14 protein-coding genes are annotated in these 15,614 nt (G+C 33.6%); 6 read left to right on the top strand and 8 right to left on the bottom strand.

Annotated elements, in window-relative coordinates; genetic code table 11:
* Positions 1-280: 280 nt before the first annotated feature.
* Both trkA and DG508_RS10855 read left to right on the top strand, forming a co-directional pair.
* The gene (gene trkA, locus DG508_RS10860; protein ID WP_108868158.1) at positions 281-1,630 is read left to right on the top strand and encodes a Trk system potassium transporter TrkA; all 1,350 of its coding nucleotides are present in this window, start codon (positions 281-283) and stop codon (positions 1,628-1,630) included.
* 1 nt (position 1,631) lies between these two features.
* On the top strand, positions 1,632-3,128 hold the full coding sequence (locus DG508_RS10855; RefSeq protein WP_108868157.1) for a TrkH family potassium uptake protein: 1,497 nt from the start codon (positions 1,632-1,634) through the stop codon (positions 3,126-3,128).
* 26 nt (positions 3,129-3,154) lie between these two features.
* On the opposite strand, the gene DG508_RS10850 is transcribed toward DG508_RS10855, so the two are convergent.
* From DG508_RS10850 to DG508_RS10840, 3 genes are all read right to left on the bottom strand, one after another.
* Positions 3,155-3,439, bottom strand: coding sequence for a hypothetical protein (locus DG508_RS10850; RefSeq protein WP_159090793.1), 285 nt, complete (start codon positions 3,437-3,439; stop codon positions 3,155-3,157).
* A gap of 231 nt (positions 3,440-3,670) precedes the next feature.
* Positions 3,671-4,879, bottom strand: coding sequence for a pyridoxal phosphate-dependent aminotransferase (locus DG508_RS10845; RefSeq protein WP_108868155.1), 1,209 nt, complete (start codon positions 4,877-4,879; stop codon positions 3,671-3,673).
* Between the two features lie 31 nt (positions 4,880-4,910).
* A complete protein-coding gene (locus DG508_RS10840; RefSeq protein WP_108868154.1) occupies positions 4,911-6,005 on the bottom strand; it encodes a fatty acid desaturase family protein in 1,095 nt (364 codons plus the stop codon).
* Positions 6,006-6,148: 143 nt separating this feature from the next.
* Between DG508_RS10840 and rsmG the strand changes: the two genes are divergently transcribed.
* Positions 6,149-6,778 (top strand): 16S rRNA (guanine(527)-N(7))-methyltransferase RsmG, encoded by a 630-nt coding sequence (gene rsmG / locus DG508_RS10835; RefSeq protein WP_108868153.1) that lies wholly within the window; start codon positions 6,149-6,151, stop codon positions 6,776-6,778.
* A gap of 130 nt (positions 6,779-6,908) precedes the next feature.
* On the opposite strand, the gene DG508_RS10830 is transcribed toward rsmG, so the two are convergent.
* A complete protein-coding gene (locus DG508_RS10830; protein WP_108868152.1) occupies positions 6,909-7,367 on the bottom strand; it encodes a GNAT family N-acetyltransferase in 459 nt (152 codons plus the stop codon).
* 91 nt (positions 7,368-7,458) lie between these two features.
* Entirely contained in the window at positions 7,459-9,087 is a 1,629-nt protein-coding gene (gene pruA, locus DG508_RS10825) for an L-glutamate gamma-semialdehyde dehydrogenase (RefSeq protein ID WP_108868151.1), read from the bottom strand.
* Positions 9,088-9,406: 319 nt separating this feature from the next.
* On the opposite strand from pruA, the gene DG508_RS10820 reads away from it, so the two are divergent.
* Both DG508_RS10820 and DG508_RS10815 read left to right on the top strand, forming a co-directional pair.
* Positions 9,407-10,126: an NRDE family protein gene (locus DG508_RS10820; protein ID WP_108868150.1), complete on the top strand. Its 720-nt coding sequence runs from the start codon at positions 9,407-9,409 to the stop codon at positions 10,124-10,126.
* A 23-nt stretch (positions 10,127-10,149) separates the two neighbouring features.
* Positions 10,150-11,139, top strand: a complete 990-nt coding sequence (locus DG508_RS10815; protein ID WP_108868149.1) for a DUF6695 family protein — start codon at positions 10,150-10,152, stop codon at positions 11,137-11,139.
* Here the strand turns inward: DG508_RS10815 and apaG are convergent.
* From apaG to DG508_RS10800, 3 genes are all read right to left on the bottom strand, one after another.
* On the bottom strand, positions 11,136-11,522 hold the full coding sequence (apaG, locus tag DG508_RS10810) for a Co2+/Mg2+ efflux protein ApaG (RefSeq protein ID WP_108868148.1): 387 nt from the start codon (positions 11,520-11,522) through the stop codon (positions 11,136-11,138). The genes DG508_RS10815 and apaG overlap by 4 nt on opposite strands.
* 1 nt (position 11,523) lies before the next feature.
* Complete coding sequence (locus DG508_RS10805) at positions 11,524-12,678, bottom strand: DUF3667 domain-containing protein (RefSeq protein ID WP_108868147.1); 1,155 nt, start codon at positions 12,676-12,678, stop codon at positions 11,524-11,526.
* 80 nt (positions 12,679-12,758) lie between these two features.
* The gene (locus DG508_RS10800; RefSeq protein ID WP_108868169.1) at positions 12,759-14,027 is read right to left on the bottom strand and encodes a type IX secretion system plug protein; all 1,269 of its coding nucleotides are present in this window, start codon (positions 14,025-14,027) and stop codon (positions 12,759-12,761) included.
* A 231-nt stretch (positions 14,028-14,258) separates the two neighbouring features.
* Between DG508_RS10800 and DG508_RS10795 the strand changes: the two genes are divergently transcribed.
* Entirely contained in the window at positions 14,259-15,614 is a 1,356-nt protein-coding gene (locus DG508_RS10795) for a Na(+)-translocating NADH-quinone reductase subunit A (protein ID WP_108868146.1), read from the top strand.

Below are 15,614 nucleotides of genomic sequence, written 5' to 3'. Positions count from 1 at the left end.
TTTATTCGTAAAAAAAAGAGCTTTCCTTCTGATAGAAAGGAGGTTTTGTATTCATTTTTTTGATGAATATAGATTGATTTTATGGTAAATAAATAATGATATGAGCTATGTTATAGGTATTTAGGTGCTAGTGTATGTATAGATTTTATCAGTTGGTCAATTTACATTATCTTTGTAGACTTTTATATACTAAGATATAGATTTTTACTATTTCAAAATAAATAATATGTCTTGGTTTTACTTTACCTATAGATTAGATGAAAAACAATAAACTTAACCAATGAAAATCATTATTGCCGGAGCTGGTGAGGTAGGATTTCATTTGGCCAAATTTCTCTCGTTTGAGTCTCAGGATATCACACTTATAGATACAGATAAGGAATGCCTTAACTATGCAGATACGCATTTGGATATTAGGGTTATCAAAGGAGATTCTACTTCTATTGCTATTCTAAAAGAGGCAAGAGTAGATAATGTTGATATGGTGATCAGTGTTACTTCTAGCGAGACCACAAATATTACGATATGTGTATTAGCAAAACAACTTGGAGCTAAACGAACGATTGCAAGGATTTCTAACACAGAATTTATAGAAAACAAAGAAGAAGTAGGGTTTATTAAGTTTGGTATAGACGAGCTGATTTCTCCAGAAGCACTAGCAGCTAGTGAGATAGAGCTTCTTCTTAACCAATCAGCATTTCATAATAGTTACGAGTTTGAGAATGGAGCATTAACTATGGTAGGTACGACCTTATCAAAAGAAGCTTTATTTGTTGGAAAAACTGTAAGAGAGGCAGCAGAAGTGTTTCCAGAACTACATTTTATGCCTATAGCTATTCAACGCTATGGAACGCAATATACTTTGATACCAAGAGGAGATACAACTTTCAAAGAAAATGATCAAGTATACTTCGTGACTTCAAAAGGAGGAGTAGAAGAACTTTACAAACTAACAGGAAAAGTAAAAGAACAAATCAAAAATGTTATGATTCTAGGAGGTAGTAAGATAGGTTATAAAACCTCTCTCGATCTCTGTGATCATAAATTTAGAGTAAAACTGATAGAAAAAGATAAAGAAAAAGCTTTTGATTTGGCAGATGATTTGCCTAATGCAATGATAATTAATGGTGATGGACGCAATGTAGAGCTATTGCAAGAAGAAGGTATTAATGCAATGGATGCATTTATTGCAGTTACTGGTAATTCTGAAACTAATATTATGTCTTGCTTGGTAGCAAAATCCAAAGGAGTGAGAAAAACAATTGCCCTTGTAGAGAATATGGATTATTTTCAGTTGTCTCATTCTATTGGGATAGATACATTGATAAATAAAAAACTGTTGGCGGCCAATAATATTTTTAGGTTTATTAGAAAAGGAGAGGTTGTTGCGATGACCAAACTTAATAATATGAATGCTGAATTATTGGAGTTTATTGTAAAATCTACGTCAGAAGTGAGTGATAATCTGATAAAAGACTTAGACTTTCCAAGGTCGGCTATAATTGCAGGAGTTATCAGAAATGGTGAAGGAATGATCCCTCTGGGAGATTTTTATATTCAGGCAGGAGATAGAGTAGTAGTGTGTTGTTTGCCAAAATCAATAAAAAAAATAGAAAAGCTTTTCCTCTAATATGTACAAGGTAAACTATAGGATTATTTCGCATATCATGGGGCTCTTATTGCTCTGCAATGGTGGGTTTATGCTGATGGCAACAATTATTAGTTTTATATATAAAGATGGTGTTACATTGCAAATTATGATGGCATCTTTAGCTACTATGTTTGTAGGGATTGTGTTGATGTTTGTGACAAGAGATCACCAAAAAGTAATCAATAAAAAAGATGGATATATCGTAGTGACATTTGGTTGGATATTTATGTCTCTTAGTGGAACTTTGCCGTATTTATTTTCTGGAGCAATACCATCTATTACCAATGCATTTTTTGAAACGATGTCTGGGTATACTACTACTGGAGCGTCTATTCTTAATGAAATTGAGATTATTCCTAAAGGAGTTTTGTTTTGGCGTAGTTTGACTCATTGGATTGGGGGGATGGGAATTATCGTACTGGCAATTGCTATTTTACCTCTTTTAGGGATAGGAGGGATGCAGTTGTTCGCAGCAGAGGCTCCAGGGCCTAGTGCAGATAAACTACACCCTAGGATTACAGATACTGCAAAGCGATTGTGGTTTATTTATGTTGGATATACCATAGCAGAAACTATTCTTTTAAAACTTGCAGGGATGAATTTCTTTGATGCAATTAATCATGCATTAAGCACTTTGTCTACTGGCGGGTTTTCTACCAAAAATGCCAGTGTAGCCTATTGGAATGATCAACCAATAATACAATACATTATTATATTGTTTATGTTTTTGGCAGGGATGAACTTTGTACTTAGTTATTTTGGGTTTAAAGGAAAAGTTCAGAAAATAATCAAAGATGAGGAGTTTAAGTTTTATTCTCTCTTTGTGATTGTGTTTACATTGATAGCTGCGGTAGTAATATATTATAGAGCAGATGTAACGATTTCCTCCATAGATCATCCTATGGTATGGGGAAGAGCAGAAAGTGCTTTTAGGCATGCATTATTTCAGGTATTGGCTGTGATAACCACTACGGGATTTGTGAGCGCCGATTTTACCATGTGGACTCCTTTTTTAACAGTTTTTTTCTTCGGAATCATGTTCTTAGGGGGATCTGCTGGATCAACATCAGGAGGAATAAAAGTGATGAGACACTTGATTACAATTAGAAATGGGATTTTAGAATTTAAACGAACCTTGCATCCAAGAGCAGTATTACCTGTGCGATATAATACTAGAGCGGTTTCTAAAGAGATCGTATTCAATATACTTGCCTTTTTTATACTGTATATGCTTTCATTTATAATTGGAGCTGTTGTGTTGGGGGCATTAGGGCTAGATTTTGAAACCGCAATAGGAGGGGCGGCTTCTTCTTTAGGTAATATCGGTCCAGCTTTTGGTAAGCTTAGTCCAGTTAATAACTTTGATGTATTACCAGATTTTGGAAAGTGGTGGTGTAGTTTCCTTATGTTGATAGGTAGGTTAGAGCTTTTTACAGTGTTGATTCTTTTAACCCCATTTTTCTGGCGTAATAGATAACATTAATAAAATAATCTGTATTTATATTATTGCATCTGCCATTCCCATGAAGAATTTGGGATCATAGGCCATAATTCTGTAACTTTTTTGATAGTGTCTTTTACGGTGCCTTTGATACTCTCAGGTTCCATGTCTTCAATAAAAAAGATATCCAATATCGATTCATAGTATACAGCATAATTGATGCTTAACTCTTGGTCTGGTTTGATGTTTAAAATTTCATCATCTGTTGTTTGAGAAACGTCAAAATTTTCTTTAAAGATTTGAAGGATGTTTTTTTTGACGATACGTTCTTTTTCTAGAGTATTCATAATGATTGTGGCGTTAAGTGGTTTTTTTGAATACATGCTTTGTGGTGAAAAACAAGTATTCATGGGAATAATAAAAGTATAACTCTAATTTCGTTTTTTTAGTATCAAAAAATGTTTTTTTATGTTATAAAATAAGGTTAAAATTTGTTTAGGTTTTCTTAAATAAAATTAAAAACCGATTACTTCATCATAAAGTAATCGGTTTTTAAAAATGTATTTTGTTAGCTGTGTTTAGCTTACAGCTTTCTTTATTCGTTTGATTGCTTCTTTAATCTCTTCTGTGCTGGCAGCATAAGAAATTCTAATACTGTTGTCATTTCCAAAAGCAACACCTGTTACAGTTGCAACATTAGCTTCTTCTAGCAGAAACATAGAGAAATCTGTAGCATTTTTGATAGTTGTTCCTTCTATAGTTTTTCCAAAATAATATGAGATATCAGGAAAAACATAAAAAGCACCTTCAGGCTCGTTGCATTTAAAACCAGGGATTTCAGCTAATAAGTTTAAGATTAGTTTTCTTCGTTCTTTAAACTCATCTACCATGTATTGAATTTTACTTACAGGAGCTTCAAGAGCAGTAATTACAGCACGTTGAGCAATACAATTTGCTCCACTGGTTACTTGTCCTTGTATTTTGTTACAAGCTCGAGCGATAGTAGTTGGTGCTCCGATATAACCGATTCTCCAGCCTGTCATAGCAAAAGCCTTGGCAACTCCATTTACAGTTACTGTTCTGTTGTACATATCATCAAATTCAGCCATTGATGCATGACTACCTATGTAGTTGATATGTTCGTATATTTCATCACTTACTACAATGATATCTGGGTATTTCTGTAACACGTCAGCTAAAGCTCTTAACTCTTCTTTGCTATATATAGATCCACTAGGGTTGCAAGGTGAGCTATACCATAACATTTTTGTATTAGGAGTGATTGCTTTTTCTAGTTGTTCAGCTGTCATTTTAAAATCAGTATCAATAGAAGTTTTGACTTCTACAGGTACGCCACCAGCAAGTTTTACGATGTCACTATAACTTACCCAATAAGGGCAAGGTAGAATAACTTCATCTCCTGGATTAAGATACACTTGTGCGACATTATAAAGTGATTGTTTGGCCCCTGTTGATACTACAATTTGAGATCTATCATAAGTAAGGTTATTATCACGTTTGAATTTTGTGATAATTGCATCTTTTAGTTCAATATAACCATCGACAGGAGTGTATGAGTTGTAGTCATCATTTACTGCTTGTATAGCTGCTTCTTTGATGAAATCAGGCGTATTAAAGTCAGGTTCTCCTAGGCTTAAACCAATAATGTCTTTTCCTTCTCCTCTTAGTTCACGTGCTTTTGCTGCCATGGCTAGAGTAGCTGATGCTTTTAAAGCATTAATTTTGTCTGATAACTTGATGTTTGTTTGTGATACTTGTGTGCTCATTTGTTAATCTGGTAAATAAAAGTTATGATTATTATATGGCTGGTTTCATTCCCATTTCTTTAAGATGTCTAAAGTGTGCAATAACAGCCTTACGTGTCGTTTTATATTCATTATAAGGGAGATTACATTCTAAGGCAGTTTGTTTTACAATCTTAGAAATTTTGGAATAATGAATATGACTTATATGCGGGAAAATATGGTGTTCTACTTGGTGGTTTAAACCACCAGTAAACCAATTGACTATTTTGTTTTTTGTTGAAAAATTAACAGTAGTGAATAATTGGTGTATGGCCCAAGTGTTTTTCATAGTTCCTGTTTTATCTGGTACAGGCATTTGCGCTTCTTCTACCATATGTGCTAATTGAAATACTACACTTAATATCAGTCCAGCTACATAATGCATGATAAAAAATCCTATCAAAATTTTCCACCAAGCAACAGACATAATGATCATTGGAACTACGATCCAGATCATAAGGTATATTATTTTGGTAATGACTACCGTGCTCCATTGTTTTAATGGACTTGGTAGTTTGCCATAAGAAAGTTTGCGAGCAAGGTAATTTTTTGTTTGTTTGAAATCTGTAGTTAATGCCCAGTTAAAAGTTAATAGACCATATAAGAATATAGAGTAATAGTGTTGAAACTTATGAAAACGTCTCCATTTTGAATGTTTAGTGAAACGAATAATTCTACCAGCATCCATATCTTCATCATGACCGTGAATATTGGTATATGTATGATGTAGTACATTGTGTTGTACTTGCCAGTTGTATACATTTCCTGCAAGAATATACATACTACCTCCCATCAACTTATTAATCCATTTTTTTGAAGAATAAGATCCATGGTTACCATCATGCATAACATTCATTCCTACACCAGCCATTCCTACTCCCATTACAATCGTAAGTAATAACATCCACCATTGCGAAATATCTAATGTGAGAATTAAAAAATATGGAGTTAAGAATAATGAGAACATAACAATTGTCTTAAGATGTAATCTCCAATTACCTGTTCGTTTAATGTTATTTTCTTTAAAATATAGATTGACACGTTTATTTAGTGTCTTAAAGAATTTAGCAGAATCTACTCTGCTAAAACGTATATCGGGTGTAGTCATAAGTCCTGTGATTTAGGACAAAACGGTGTTTGTCATAATAATATTGGGTAAAGTTAGGTATTTAAATTTTTTTAAGTCTTTAAAAAGAAGTAAAATATATCAGTTTAACACGTATTTTTACACTTTAATTTATTTTGTTAAAAATGGATATTTTACTCAAGCACTTTCCTGAACTTACAGATGAGCAGGTGATTAAGTTTTCGAAACTAGAAGAATTATATAAAGAATGGAATGCTAAGATTAATGTTATTTCTCGTAAAGACATAGAATCTTTGTATGAACGACATATTTTACACTCTTTGGGAGTGGCAAAGATTATGCGGTTTAAGTCTGGTGCACATGTATTAGATGTAGGGACGGGAGGAGGATTTCCTGGGGTGCCATTGGCTATTTTGTTTCCAGAAACTCAGTTTTATTTAGTTGATGTTATTGCAAAAAAAATAAAAGTGGTGAATGAAGTGGTGCAAGCACTGGAGCTACCAAATGTAAAAGCAGAACAACGCAGAGCAGGAACGTTTGATGATCGTTTTGATTTTATAGTAAGTCGCGCTGTAACCAACATGCCCGATTTTGTGAAATGGATACGGAAAAATATTGCAAAAAAAAGCCAGCATGAATTACCGAATGGTATTTTGTATCTCAAAGGAGGAGATTTGACTGAAGAATTAGCTCAGTTTCCAAAAGCTATAGAACATAACCTTTCTGATTATTTTGAAGAGGATTTTTTTGAAACAAAGAAAGTGGTGTACTTGCCTTTGAAATATAAAATTTAAAAAAAAGTAAATACTTTTTTGAGTGTATCACTTGTAGATTTTTGGAGTCTGCAATAAAAGTGGTGTAGATAGAAGTTTATATCAGTTACACTTTGAATTTTATTACGGTAAATTCAAGGTGTAAATGGTATCACTCATTTAGATTTATTCGCATTTCTACAAAATGTTTTTCGAATCCTGCTTTTTCGTATGCTTTGATAGCTCTTGGGTTTTTCTCATATACAGTAAGCCTGATTTCTTCAATGCCTTTTGTTTTAAACCAGTTGTTGAGTGTTTGTAGTATTTGTTGACTGATGCCCTTTCCTCTATGAGCTTCTTCAACATAGATAAATCCAATATATCCTAATTGTCTTTGTTTAAAAAAATCTTTTCTATCTCTAATTTGACCATATCCACTTCCTATCACTTTGCCATCAATTTCTGCAACGATAACCTCAGTGTGCTTTGCGGTTATATAAGATTCAATATCATAATAAGATATTTTTCCTTTTTTTAGTGTTGGATCCATAGGGCGTTCCGTCTCAATGATTTTTTGCTCAAAATGTAATAGAACAGGAAGATCTTCTGTATGTGCGGGTCTTATAATCATAACTATATAAAGATAAAGAGATGTGTAATAATTTTGAATAAAGAGTAAAAAAGCGCCAAATAGGCGCTTTTTTACTCTTTATAAATGTTGATTACTCTCCTAAGAAAGGATATCTGTAGTCAGCTGGAGAAACAAATGTTTCTTTTATCATACGAGGAGATACCCAACGTAATAAGTTAAGGTATGATCCTGCTTTATCATTTGTTCCAGATGCTCTAGCACCACCAAATGGTTGTTGGCCTACTACAGCTCCTGTACATTTATCATTTATATAGAAGTTACCAGCACAGTTTTCTAATGCTTTGGTAGCTTCAGCAGCAGCATAACGATCTGTAGAGAATATTGCCCCTGTTAAAGCGTACTCACTTGTGCCGTCAACAAGCTCCAATGTTTCGTTCCATTGGTTGTCATCATACACATAAATAGTAATTACAGGTCCAAATAGCTCAGTACACATTGTTGTGTATTTAGCATCTTTGGTAACAATTACGGTTGGCTCAATGAAATATCCTTTGGATTTATCATAGTTACCACCAGCAATAATCTCAGCATTAGTATCATTTTTTGCTTGATCAATGTATTTAGCGATTTTATCAAATGACCCTTCATGGATTACAGCAGTGATAAAATTACTCATATCCTCAGGAGATCCCATTTTGAAAGATGCAATGTCTTCTTTTAAGAATTTCTCTACATCTGCCCATAAACTTTTTGGGATATATGCTCTAGATGCAGCACTACATTTTTGTCCTTGAAACTCAAAAGCTCCACGAGATATTCCTGTAGCTACTTGTTTAGCATTAGCGCTTGGGTGAGCCATGATGAAGTCTTTACCACCAGTCTCTCCTACAATTCTAGGATATGTTTTATAGTTATGGATATTAGCTCCTATTTTTGCCCAAATATCTTTGAATACATGAGTACTTCCTGTAAAGTGAACTCCTGCAAAATCAGGACTAGCTAAAACAGTATCAGTAATCATTACAGGGTCTCCGTATACTACATTGATTACTCCGTCAGGTACTCCAGCTTCTTTAAAAATATCAACAATAACTTTTGCAGAATATATTTGGCTGTCACTAGGTTTCCATACAACAGTATTCCCCATCAAAGCGGCACTAGCAGGAAGATTACCTGAAATTGCTGTAAAATTGAATGGAGTGATAGCATATACAAAACCTTCAAGCGGTCTGTATTCTAGTCGGTTCCATGCAGCAGATGTAGAATATGGCTGGTCTTCATAGATTTGAGTCATAAACTCTACATTAAAACGTAAGAAATCTATAAACTCACATGCAGCGTCAATTTCTGCTTGGAATATATTTTTAGATTGAGCAAGCATCGTTGCTGCATTGATTTTTGCACGGTATGGTCCAGCAATAAGTTCTGCAGCTCTCAAAAATACTGCCGCACGTTGCTCCCAAGGGAGATCGGCCCATTTTTTTCTTGCTTCAATAGCAGTGTCAATAGCTTGTTGTATGTGTTGTTTTTCTGCTTTATGGTATGTTCCTAATGAGTGTTGGTGATCGTGAGGAGGATTCATGGTAGCTGTATCCCCAGTTTTTATTTCTTCACCATTAATGTATAGAGGTACATCTACTGTTGAGTTGTACATTGCTTTGTATGTAGCTAGAACCTCTTCTCTTTCTGGTGTTCCAGGAGCATACGATTTTATAGGCTCATTTATTGCAGTAGGAACTTGAAAAAAACCTTTTGCCATGATGTGATGTGTTAATTTAAATTAGTAAGAATGTATTTGTCTAATGAATTAGTCATTTAAGATCGCAAAGATAGAAAATTATATAGGCTAAATTTTATTTTAACTTAGATTATGTATTAGAACTTTAGCATGAGAGCAAGAATCACAATAAAATAGCTTGTTTTATTATGGTTTCAGTGTTAAATTGGAGTTTCTAGTGTGAAATCTGAATTCGGTGTTTCATGTAAAAAAAAATAGCATTGTATTTTGATTTAAGAACATATTTAAGGAGTTTTTTTTTTTTTGTAAGTTGTATAATGTTTAACAGACTCAATTGCCTATGTGTACAGTTACTTTAATTCCAATTCAGGAAAATAATTTTATATTAACCTCAAATCGAGATGAAGCGATCAATCGAAAAACACTACTGCCTGAGTTCTATCAGGTCAATAAAACTAGGATGTTATTTCCCAAAGATGCTGTGGCTGGAGGTACCTGGATAGGGGTTAGTGATAAAAATACGATGATATGTTTACTTAATGGTGGTTTTGAAAATCACAAACGATTATCATCCTATAGAAAAAGTAGAGGGGTTGTAGTAAAAGATTTGCTAGAGTCAGATCATCTAGAAAAAACAATTTCAGAATATTCTTATAGAGGTATTGAACCTTTTACTATTGTTGCGGCTAATTGGAAATCTGATCTTTTGTTTTTTGAACTGGTTTGGGATGGAAAACAAAAACATTTTAGACAATTAGAGAAAAATACCTATATATGGTCTTCTTCTACATTATATACCAAAGAAATGAAAGCCACACGTAGAGAGTGGTTTGCTTCATATGAAAAGCAACATGTGCTTACTTCTGACTCACTTTTAGATTTTCATAAGAATGCAGGAGTGGGAGATAAAAATGTTGATTTGCAGATAGATAGAGGGGTTTTGAAAACTAGAAGTGTAACCCAGATTGTAAAAAATGAAGAAGCACTTGCTATGCGATATGAGAATTTACATAATCAAGAAGTTAGTACAGTGGTTTTTGAAACTATTACAGCTCAATAAGGTTAGTTTTTAAATTTAAAAAATTGAATTATACAGGTAAAATAATTTCACTTGCTTATCCTGATACTTTTGTAAAACACTCAGATGAGTCTTCAACAAAAGTACTGTTAGCTCTTGGTTTGGGTAAGCATAATTATATTAAAGCGGGGCATGCTGCTTTTGTGCTTATTGATAATAAAACGGGTAATGCAGAATATTATGATTTTGGAAGATATATTACTCCTCAAGGGCATGGTAGGGTAAGGAGTGCGATTACAGATGTAGAATTAGAAATTCCTTTTAAAGCTGTTTTTGAGTCAGGACAAAAATTAGCGAATACCGAAGAGTTTTTGCTTTGGCTAGAAGCAAATCCAGATAAAACTCATGGGGATGGTAGGCTGGTAGCTTCTGTCTGTGATTATATCAATTATAAGGATGCAAAGAAATTTGTGCTATCTGTTCAAGATAAAGGAAGTATTCCGTACAAAGCATTTGGGAAAGAGGGAAGTAATTGTTCAAGGATTGTAACAGATACTATCTTAGCTGGTACAGATTATGCAAAAATAAGAAAGCCACTATTACGTAATAAATTGTTTACACCTAGCCCTCTGGGGAATGTGCAAAAAGCAGCTGCAGGAAACCCATTGTATCAGGTAGAACTAGGAAAAGTAAAAGTGTATCCAGGATCAATTTTTAGAGAGAATCTTACTAATTATTTTGATAAAAACATTCCTGATTTTAAAGGGAAGTCTTCTGTAGATGTAAAAGAGGTTTTAAAAGAAGCTCATTTTCTTTCGGGTACAGGAAGTAGTGCTTATTTTATATTAGACCAATCTATAGGAAATGATACTTTTGAAATAAAAAGATATACAGCTAGTGGTCAAAAAGATTTTAAAGGTCTTTTTAAAGCTGTAGAAAATAAGTTTGATAGCACCAGAAAGTATAATTTTGTGTATGATTCTAATTGTAAATATTGCCATATAGAGCAAAACGGCAGAAAAATACGATTAGAACTTGTAAAAAGGATTGATTAATTAAGGGCAAAAGGAGCGCTTAATTTAAAACGAGGAATTGTAACTTTAAACCTTCTGGTAGATGTAAAGTTTACCATATTATAATGTCCCTGCATAGCACCAAAAGGAGAGCTTAATAAGCAACCACTATTATAAGAATGAGATTCACCAGGTTTCAGTACTGGTTTTTTGCCTATAACACCCTCTCCTTCAACCACTTCTGTGTTGTTTAGAGCGTCTCTGATCTCCCAAAAACGAGAAGTGAGTTGTACAGAATCTTTGCTTTGATTCTCTATAGTAATTCGATAACCAAAGGCAAAATGAATCTTATGGTTCTTATAAAAAGTACCTTCAAAGGTGGTGTCCACCGAAATTTTTATGCCTCTGGTGATTTGCTGTACCATATTAAAATATAAAGATAGATCCTACAATAGTTAATATAGAACCAATGCCTGCTAAGATAAAGAATAATATATTTACTAACAGAAATTTAACAATAGTTTTTCCTCTTCTTTGATTATAAAATTTTCGCATTGCCTTATATAAGTAAAATAAAAAGACAAGCATTGCAATCCCTAACATGCTATTGATGTTGGTGATTTTGGTGATCAAAATAGAAAAACCTATTACAATAAAGAACATGGTTTGGGTGTGAAATATGAATACAAGGTGTTCCATGTAATTAAAAGATCTTCTAGCATATAAAAGCCACATGCTTAAGGCGAAAAATGGCATGAAAAAGAATATTATGAAGGGTAGTTTATTGAATATAAACTCAAAAAATTCTTGGCCATAGTTTTCTTCAATCGAGTTGGTCTTTAAAACTCTATGGTAAATGTATTTGTTGAATTGATTTTTAGTATGCTTTAGTTCTGATAGTGCTTTATAGGTAGATGTTTCTTTTGTTTTTTTATAATGATCATTATACATAGACCATAGTTTTAAACCTCTGTTGAAAAAGCTGATGCTGTCTATTTGTTCTTGTGAATAGTAGGTGACCTTTTCGGGTTCTAGTTCTTCATCATTCAATAAGGAGAGTTCTTCTATCTTTAAGATTTCGTTGCTGATGGCTTCTTTATTAGACTTAGGAATTCCTTTAGTTGCCAATATCTGATTGCTAATTTTTTGCTTTAACGAATCATCCATTGTAATGTTTTCTTTGATTGCGTTAACAGCATCTTTCCCAACGTTGACTTTACCTTCGACTTCTGTTCTGAAACCATCAAAATCAATGAATAAACCATTAATGATAAAAAAGATAATAGAAACACTCAGGTAAAATCTAAAAGGATTGGCATACTTTACTCTTTTACCTTGAATATATTCTTTAGAGATTTTTCCTGGTTTAAAGAGTAATGCTACAATAGTATGTCTTAAACGAGAATCATAAGAAAATATACTGGCAAAAAACTCGTTAAAAAAATCTTTAAGTGATAGTCTTTTGTTGGTGTTAATTTGACCGCAATTATGACAATATCTATCAATAAGATCTAATGGCACTCCACAATTAAGACATTCATTACCTCTGTACTCTTTTAAGAATCTCCCTATTTCTTTCATTGTTCTTGGCTGATGATGTTTTCTAAAGGGGCTAAAAGTAATAGTATTTTATTACAATCTAAAAAACCAAGGGAATATTCCTAGTTTGTGATGGTAGAGGAGTTTCCTGTGCCTTTTCCTATAGCTCTGTCATAGCGCGCTCCAGGGGCTCTGTAGTAGGGGATCACGGTGTATTCATTTTCTGTTTCATCAAAATTACCGCTAATAAATCCAGGGTCTATGGTTCCATCTGGTTTTAAAAGAACATACTTGTAATTATAAAACCCTTGTTTAAAAAGTCTTTTGTTATAGTACATTCCATTTTCCTTATTGTATTCAAGAAGGGTAGAGTCATCCAGATGATAATTGTTGAAATTTCCATAAAGGTGAATTTCTCCGCCACCTAAGGGCTCATAACATTCTAGAGAAAAGTGCATCCATACATAATCGGCTTCTACAGAATTGTCATCAGCATCCAGATTACGAATAACAAAATTACCATTAATATCAGGGTTGTAAGTATATCTGCGATTGGCTCTTACTGTATTGGTGTATAGGTAGTTGTGGTATAAATCTTTAAGGTCTATGCTTCTGGTGCTTGTGTTAGATGCTCTTACATCTTTGCTGTCAAAAAAAAGATATTCATTACCGCCCCAAAAACTGGATTCTTGGTCATATTTGTAAACTAGTTTATCTGCGATAGTGAATTGAGGGGTTAAATTTGTGATCGAGTAGTTTAGGTTATTGTTTTGAATAACCAAAGTTTTTATGTTTTGCCTAGGATTTCTTATGATTTGATTAGGAGAGCTTATTTCAAACTGAATAGATTGTTTGGTGTCGATAAAATCTAAATTCCTAGATCTTTTAGTGTATACTTTTACAGAAGAAAGGGGTTCATAGATGATGAATTTTCGTGAGAACACCACTTCGTCATAATCATCATATACCTCAATAATATAGTTGCCACTTACTTTAAAGCCTCTAGTATCTTCATTGGGGATGCTTAGCCTATAATGGCTATACATTTGTAAAGTGTTGAAAGAATTTTCATAATTGAGAATTCTGATTTCATCAAAACCATTTAGATATTCGTTTTTGTATAAAGAGGAAGGAGACCAGTTAAAATTGCAATGACGAATTCTATAATAATAATCTGCCTCATCACCGTTGATATCATCAAAAGAGAGTTTTAATGGTTCTCCTAGCTTGAGAATAGGTGTTCCAGAAAACTTAGCATCAGTGTATAGACGAATAGTTCTTATGTGGTTGGCTGTAGGAGATATGTTTGCAACTGGCTGAGCAAAAAAATAATAAGTAAAGAGGAATGTAAAAATGTAAAAAAATAGAAGTTGTTTTGATCTTACAGGCATGATATGATGATTGTTGGATGTAAATATAGGTAAAAAGCATTCGTTATAAAAAACAGATTCAATACAGAATTTATTGTTTGTTTTACTTTTTTTGTCTTTAAAAATTAAATTCAGCATTCTTTATTTAGAAAGAATATAAATAAAAATCTTATACCAATACCAGCTTTCAGGTACGTGTTTTAATTAGTAAATTTGCACGATTTTTTTAGTTAATTAACATAGACTACAAATATGTCAAAAGACATTCGTATCAGAAAAGGCTTAGACATTAAGCTTGTTGGCGAAGCAGAGAAAGTTACTGCAAATGCTACCAGAAGTAATGTTTATGCAATAAAGCCTGACGATTTTCACGGTATAGTGCCAAAGGTTATTGCTAAGCAGGGCACAGAAGTTAAAGCCGGCGAACCACTTTTTCACTCAAAGTCCAATGAACAAATGCTGTTTCCTTCTCCCGTAAGTGGTGAAGTAGTAGAAATTGTACGTGGAGCCAAGAGGAAAATTTTAGCTTTCAAAATACTGGGAGATAAAGAGCAGAAGTATGCAGACTTTGAAATAAAGGACGTGAACTCAATGAATAGAGATGAGGTAAAGTCTCATCTTCTACAATCAGGTTGCTGGCCTTTTATCAAACAACGCCCTTATGACGTAATTGCTAATCCAGAGGTAGCTCCAAAAGCTATTTTTGTATCTGGGTATACTACAGCTCCATTGGCTGCAGATAGTGATTATGTACTGTCAGGTAAAGAAAATGAAGTTCAGGCTGCAATTACAGCGTTGAATAAATTAACAGACGGCGAAGTACATGTGTCTGTTGGTAAAAACAGCGATTCACCTCTTTCAGGTTTAAACAACGTTACAACTCATACTGTTTCTGGGCCACACCCTGCAGGTAATGTAAGTGTACAAATAGCAAATGTAGATCCAATTAATAAAGGAGAAGTTGTATGGGTGGTAAACCCGCAAGACTTGGTTGTTATAGGAGAATTGTTGTTGACAGGTAAGTTTAATGCAGAAAGAGTAGTGGCATTAGCTGGTTCTTCTGTTAAAAACCCAAAATATTTTAGAACAAAAATAGGAGCAGAGGTATCTTCTGTAGTATACGACTCTGGGGTGAATGATGAAGGAAATATAAGAGTTATTAGTGGTGATGTGCTTACAGGAGAAAATGTAAAGCCTGATGGTCACTTAGGGTATTATCACAATACCATAAGTGTTATACCAGAAGGAGATGATTATGAGTTCTTTGGTTGGAATAAACCTATTTTTAATAAGATATCACCATCAAGAGCACTTACTTTTTCATGGCTGTTTCCTAATAAGAAATATGATCTTACTACAAATACAAATGGAGAACACAGAGCTTTTGTAGTAACAGGAAGTTATGAGGATGTTTTTCCATTTGATATATATCCTTTACAATTATTAAAAGCTTGTGCGGTAAATGATCTGGATGCGATGGAGCAACTCGGAATGTATGAAGTGGCTCCCGAAGATTTTGCTCTTACAGAGTTTATATGTGTGTCAAAACAACCACATCAGCAGATTATAAGAGAAGGATTAGACCTAATGTTAAAAGAAATAGGATAG

This window comes from Aquimarina aquimarini (genome assembly GCF_900299535.1).
In the GTDB taxonomy this organism is placed as follows: Bacteria; Bacteroidota; Bacteroidia; order Flavobacteriales; family Flavobacteriaceae; genus Aquimarina; species Aquimarina aquimarini.
The sequence above is the reverse complement of the archived record's forward strand: the minus strand, read 5'-3'. Positions and strand labels throughout refer to the sequence as shown.

What these genes read in the sequence shown, in the direction of transcription:
- trkA (WP_108868158.1), top strand. Translation starts at nt 281, where the DNA reads ATGAAAATCATTATTGCCGGAGCTGGTGAGGTAGGATTTCATTTGGCC.
- DG508_RS10855 (WP_108868157.1), top strand. Translation starts at nt 1,632, where the DNA reads ATGTACAAGGTAAACTATAGGATTATTTCGCATATCATGGGGCTCTTA.
- DG508_RS10850 (WP_159090793.1), bottom strand. Translation starts at nt 3,439, where the DNA reads ATGAATACTCTAGAAAAAGAACGTATCGTCAAAAAAAACATCCTTCAA.
- DG508_RS10845 (WP_108868155.1), bottom strand. Translation starts at nt 4,879, where the DNA reads ATGAGCACACAAGTATCACAAACAAACATCAAGTTATCAGACAAAATT.
- DG508_RS10840 (WP_108868154.1), bottom strand. Translation starts at nt 6,005, where the DNA reads ATGACTACACCCGATATACGTTTTAGCAGAGTAGATTCTGCTAAATTC.
- rsmG (WP_108868153.1), top strand. Translation starts at nt 6,149, where the DNA reads ATGGATATTTTACTCAAGCACTTTCCTGAACTTACAGATGAGCAGGTG.
- DG508_RS10830 (WP_108868152.1), bottom strand. Translation starts at nt 7,367, where the DNA reads ATGATTATAAGACCCGCACATACAGAAGATCTTCCTGTTCTATTACAT.
- pruA (WP_108868151.1), bottom strand. Translation starts at nt 9,087, where the DNA reads ATGGCAAAAGGTTTTTTTCAAGTTCCTACTGCAATAAATGAGCCTATA.
- DG508_RS10820 (WP_108868150.1), top strand. Translation starts at nt 9,407, where the DNA reads ATGTGTACAGTTACTTTAATTCCAATTCAGGAAAATAATTTTATATTA.
- apaG (WP_108868148.1), bottom strand. Translation starts at nt 11,522, where the DNA reads ATGGTACAGCAAATCACCAGAGGCATAAAAATTTCGGTGGACACCACC.
- DG508_RS10805 (WP_108868147.1), bottom strand. Translation starts at nt 12,678, where the DNA reads ATGAAAGAAATAGGGAGATTCTTAAAAGAGTACAGAGGTAATGAATGT.
- DG508_RS10800 (WP_108868169.1), bottom strand. Translation starts at nt 14,027, where the DNA reads ATGCCTGTAAGATCAAAACAACTTCTATTTTTTTACATTTTTACATTC.
- DG508_RS10795 (WP_108868146.1), top strand. Translation starts at nt 14,259, where the DNA reads ATGTCAAAAGACATTCGTATCAGAAAAGGCTTAGACATTAAGCTTGTT.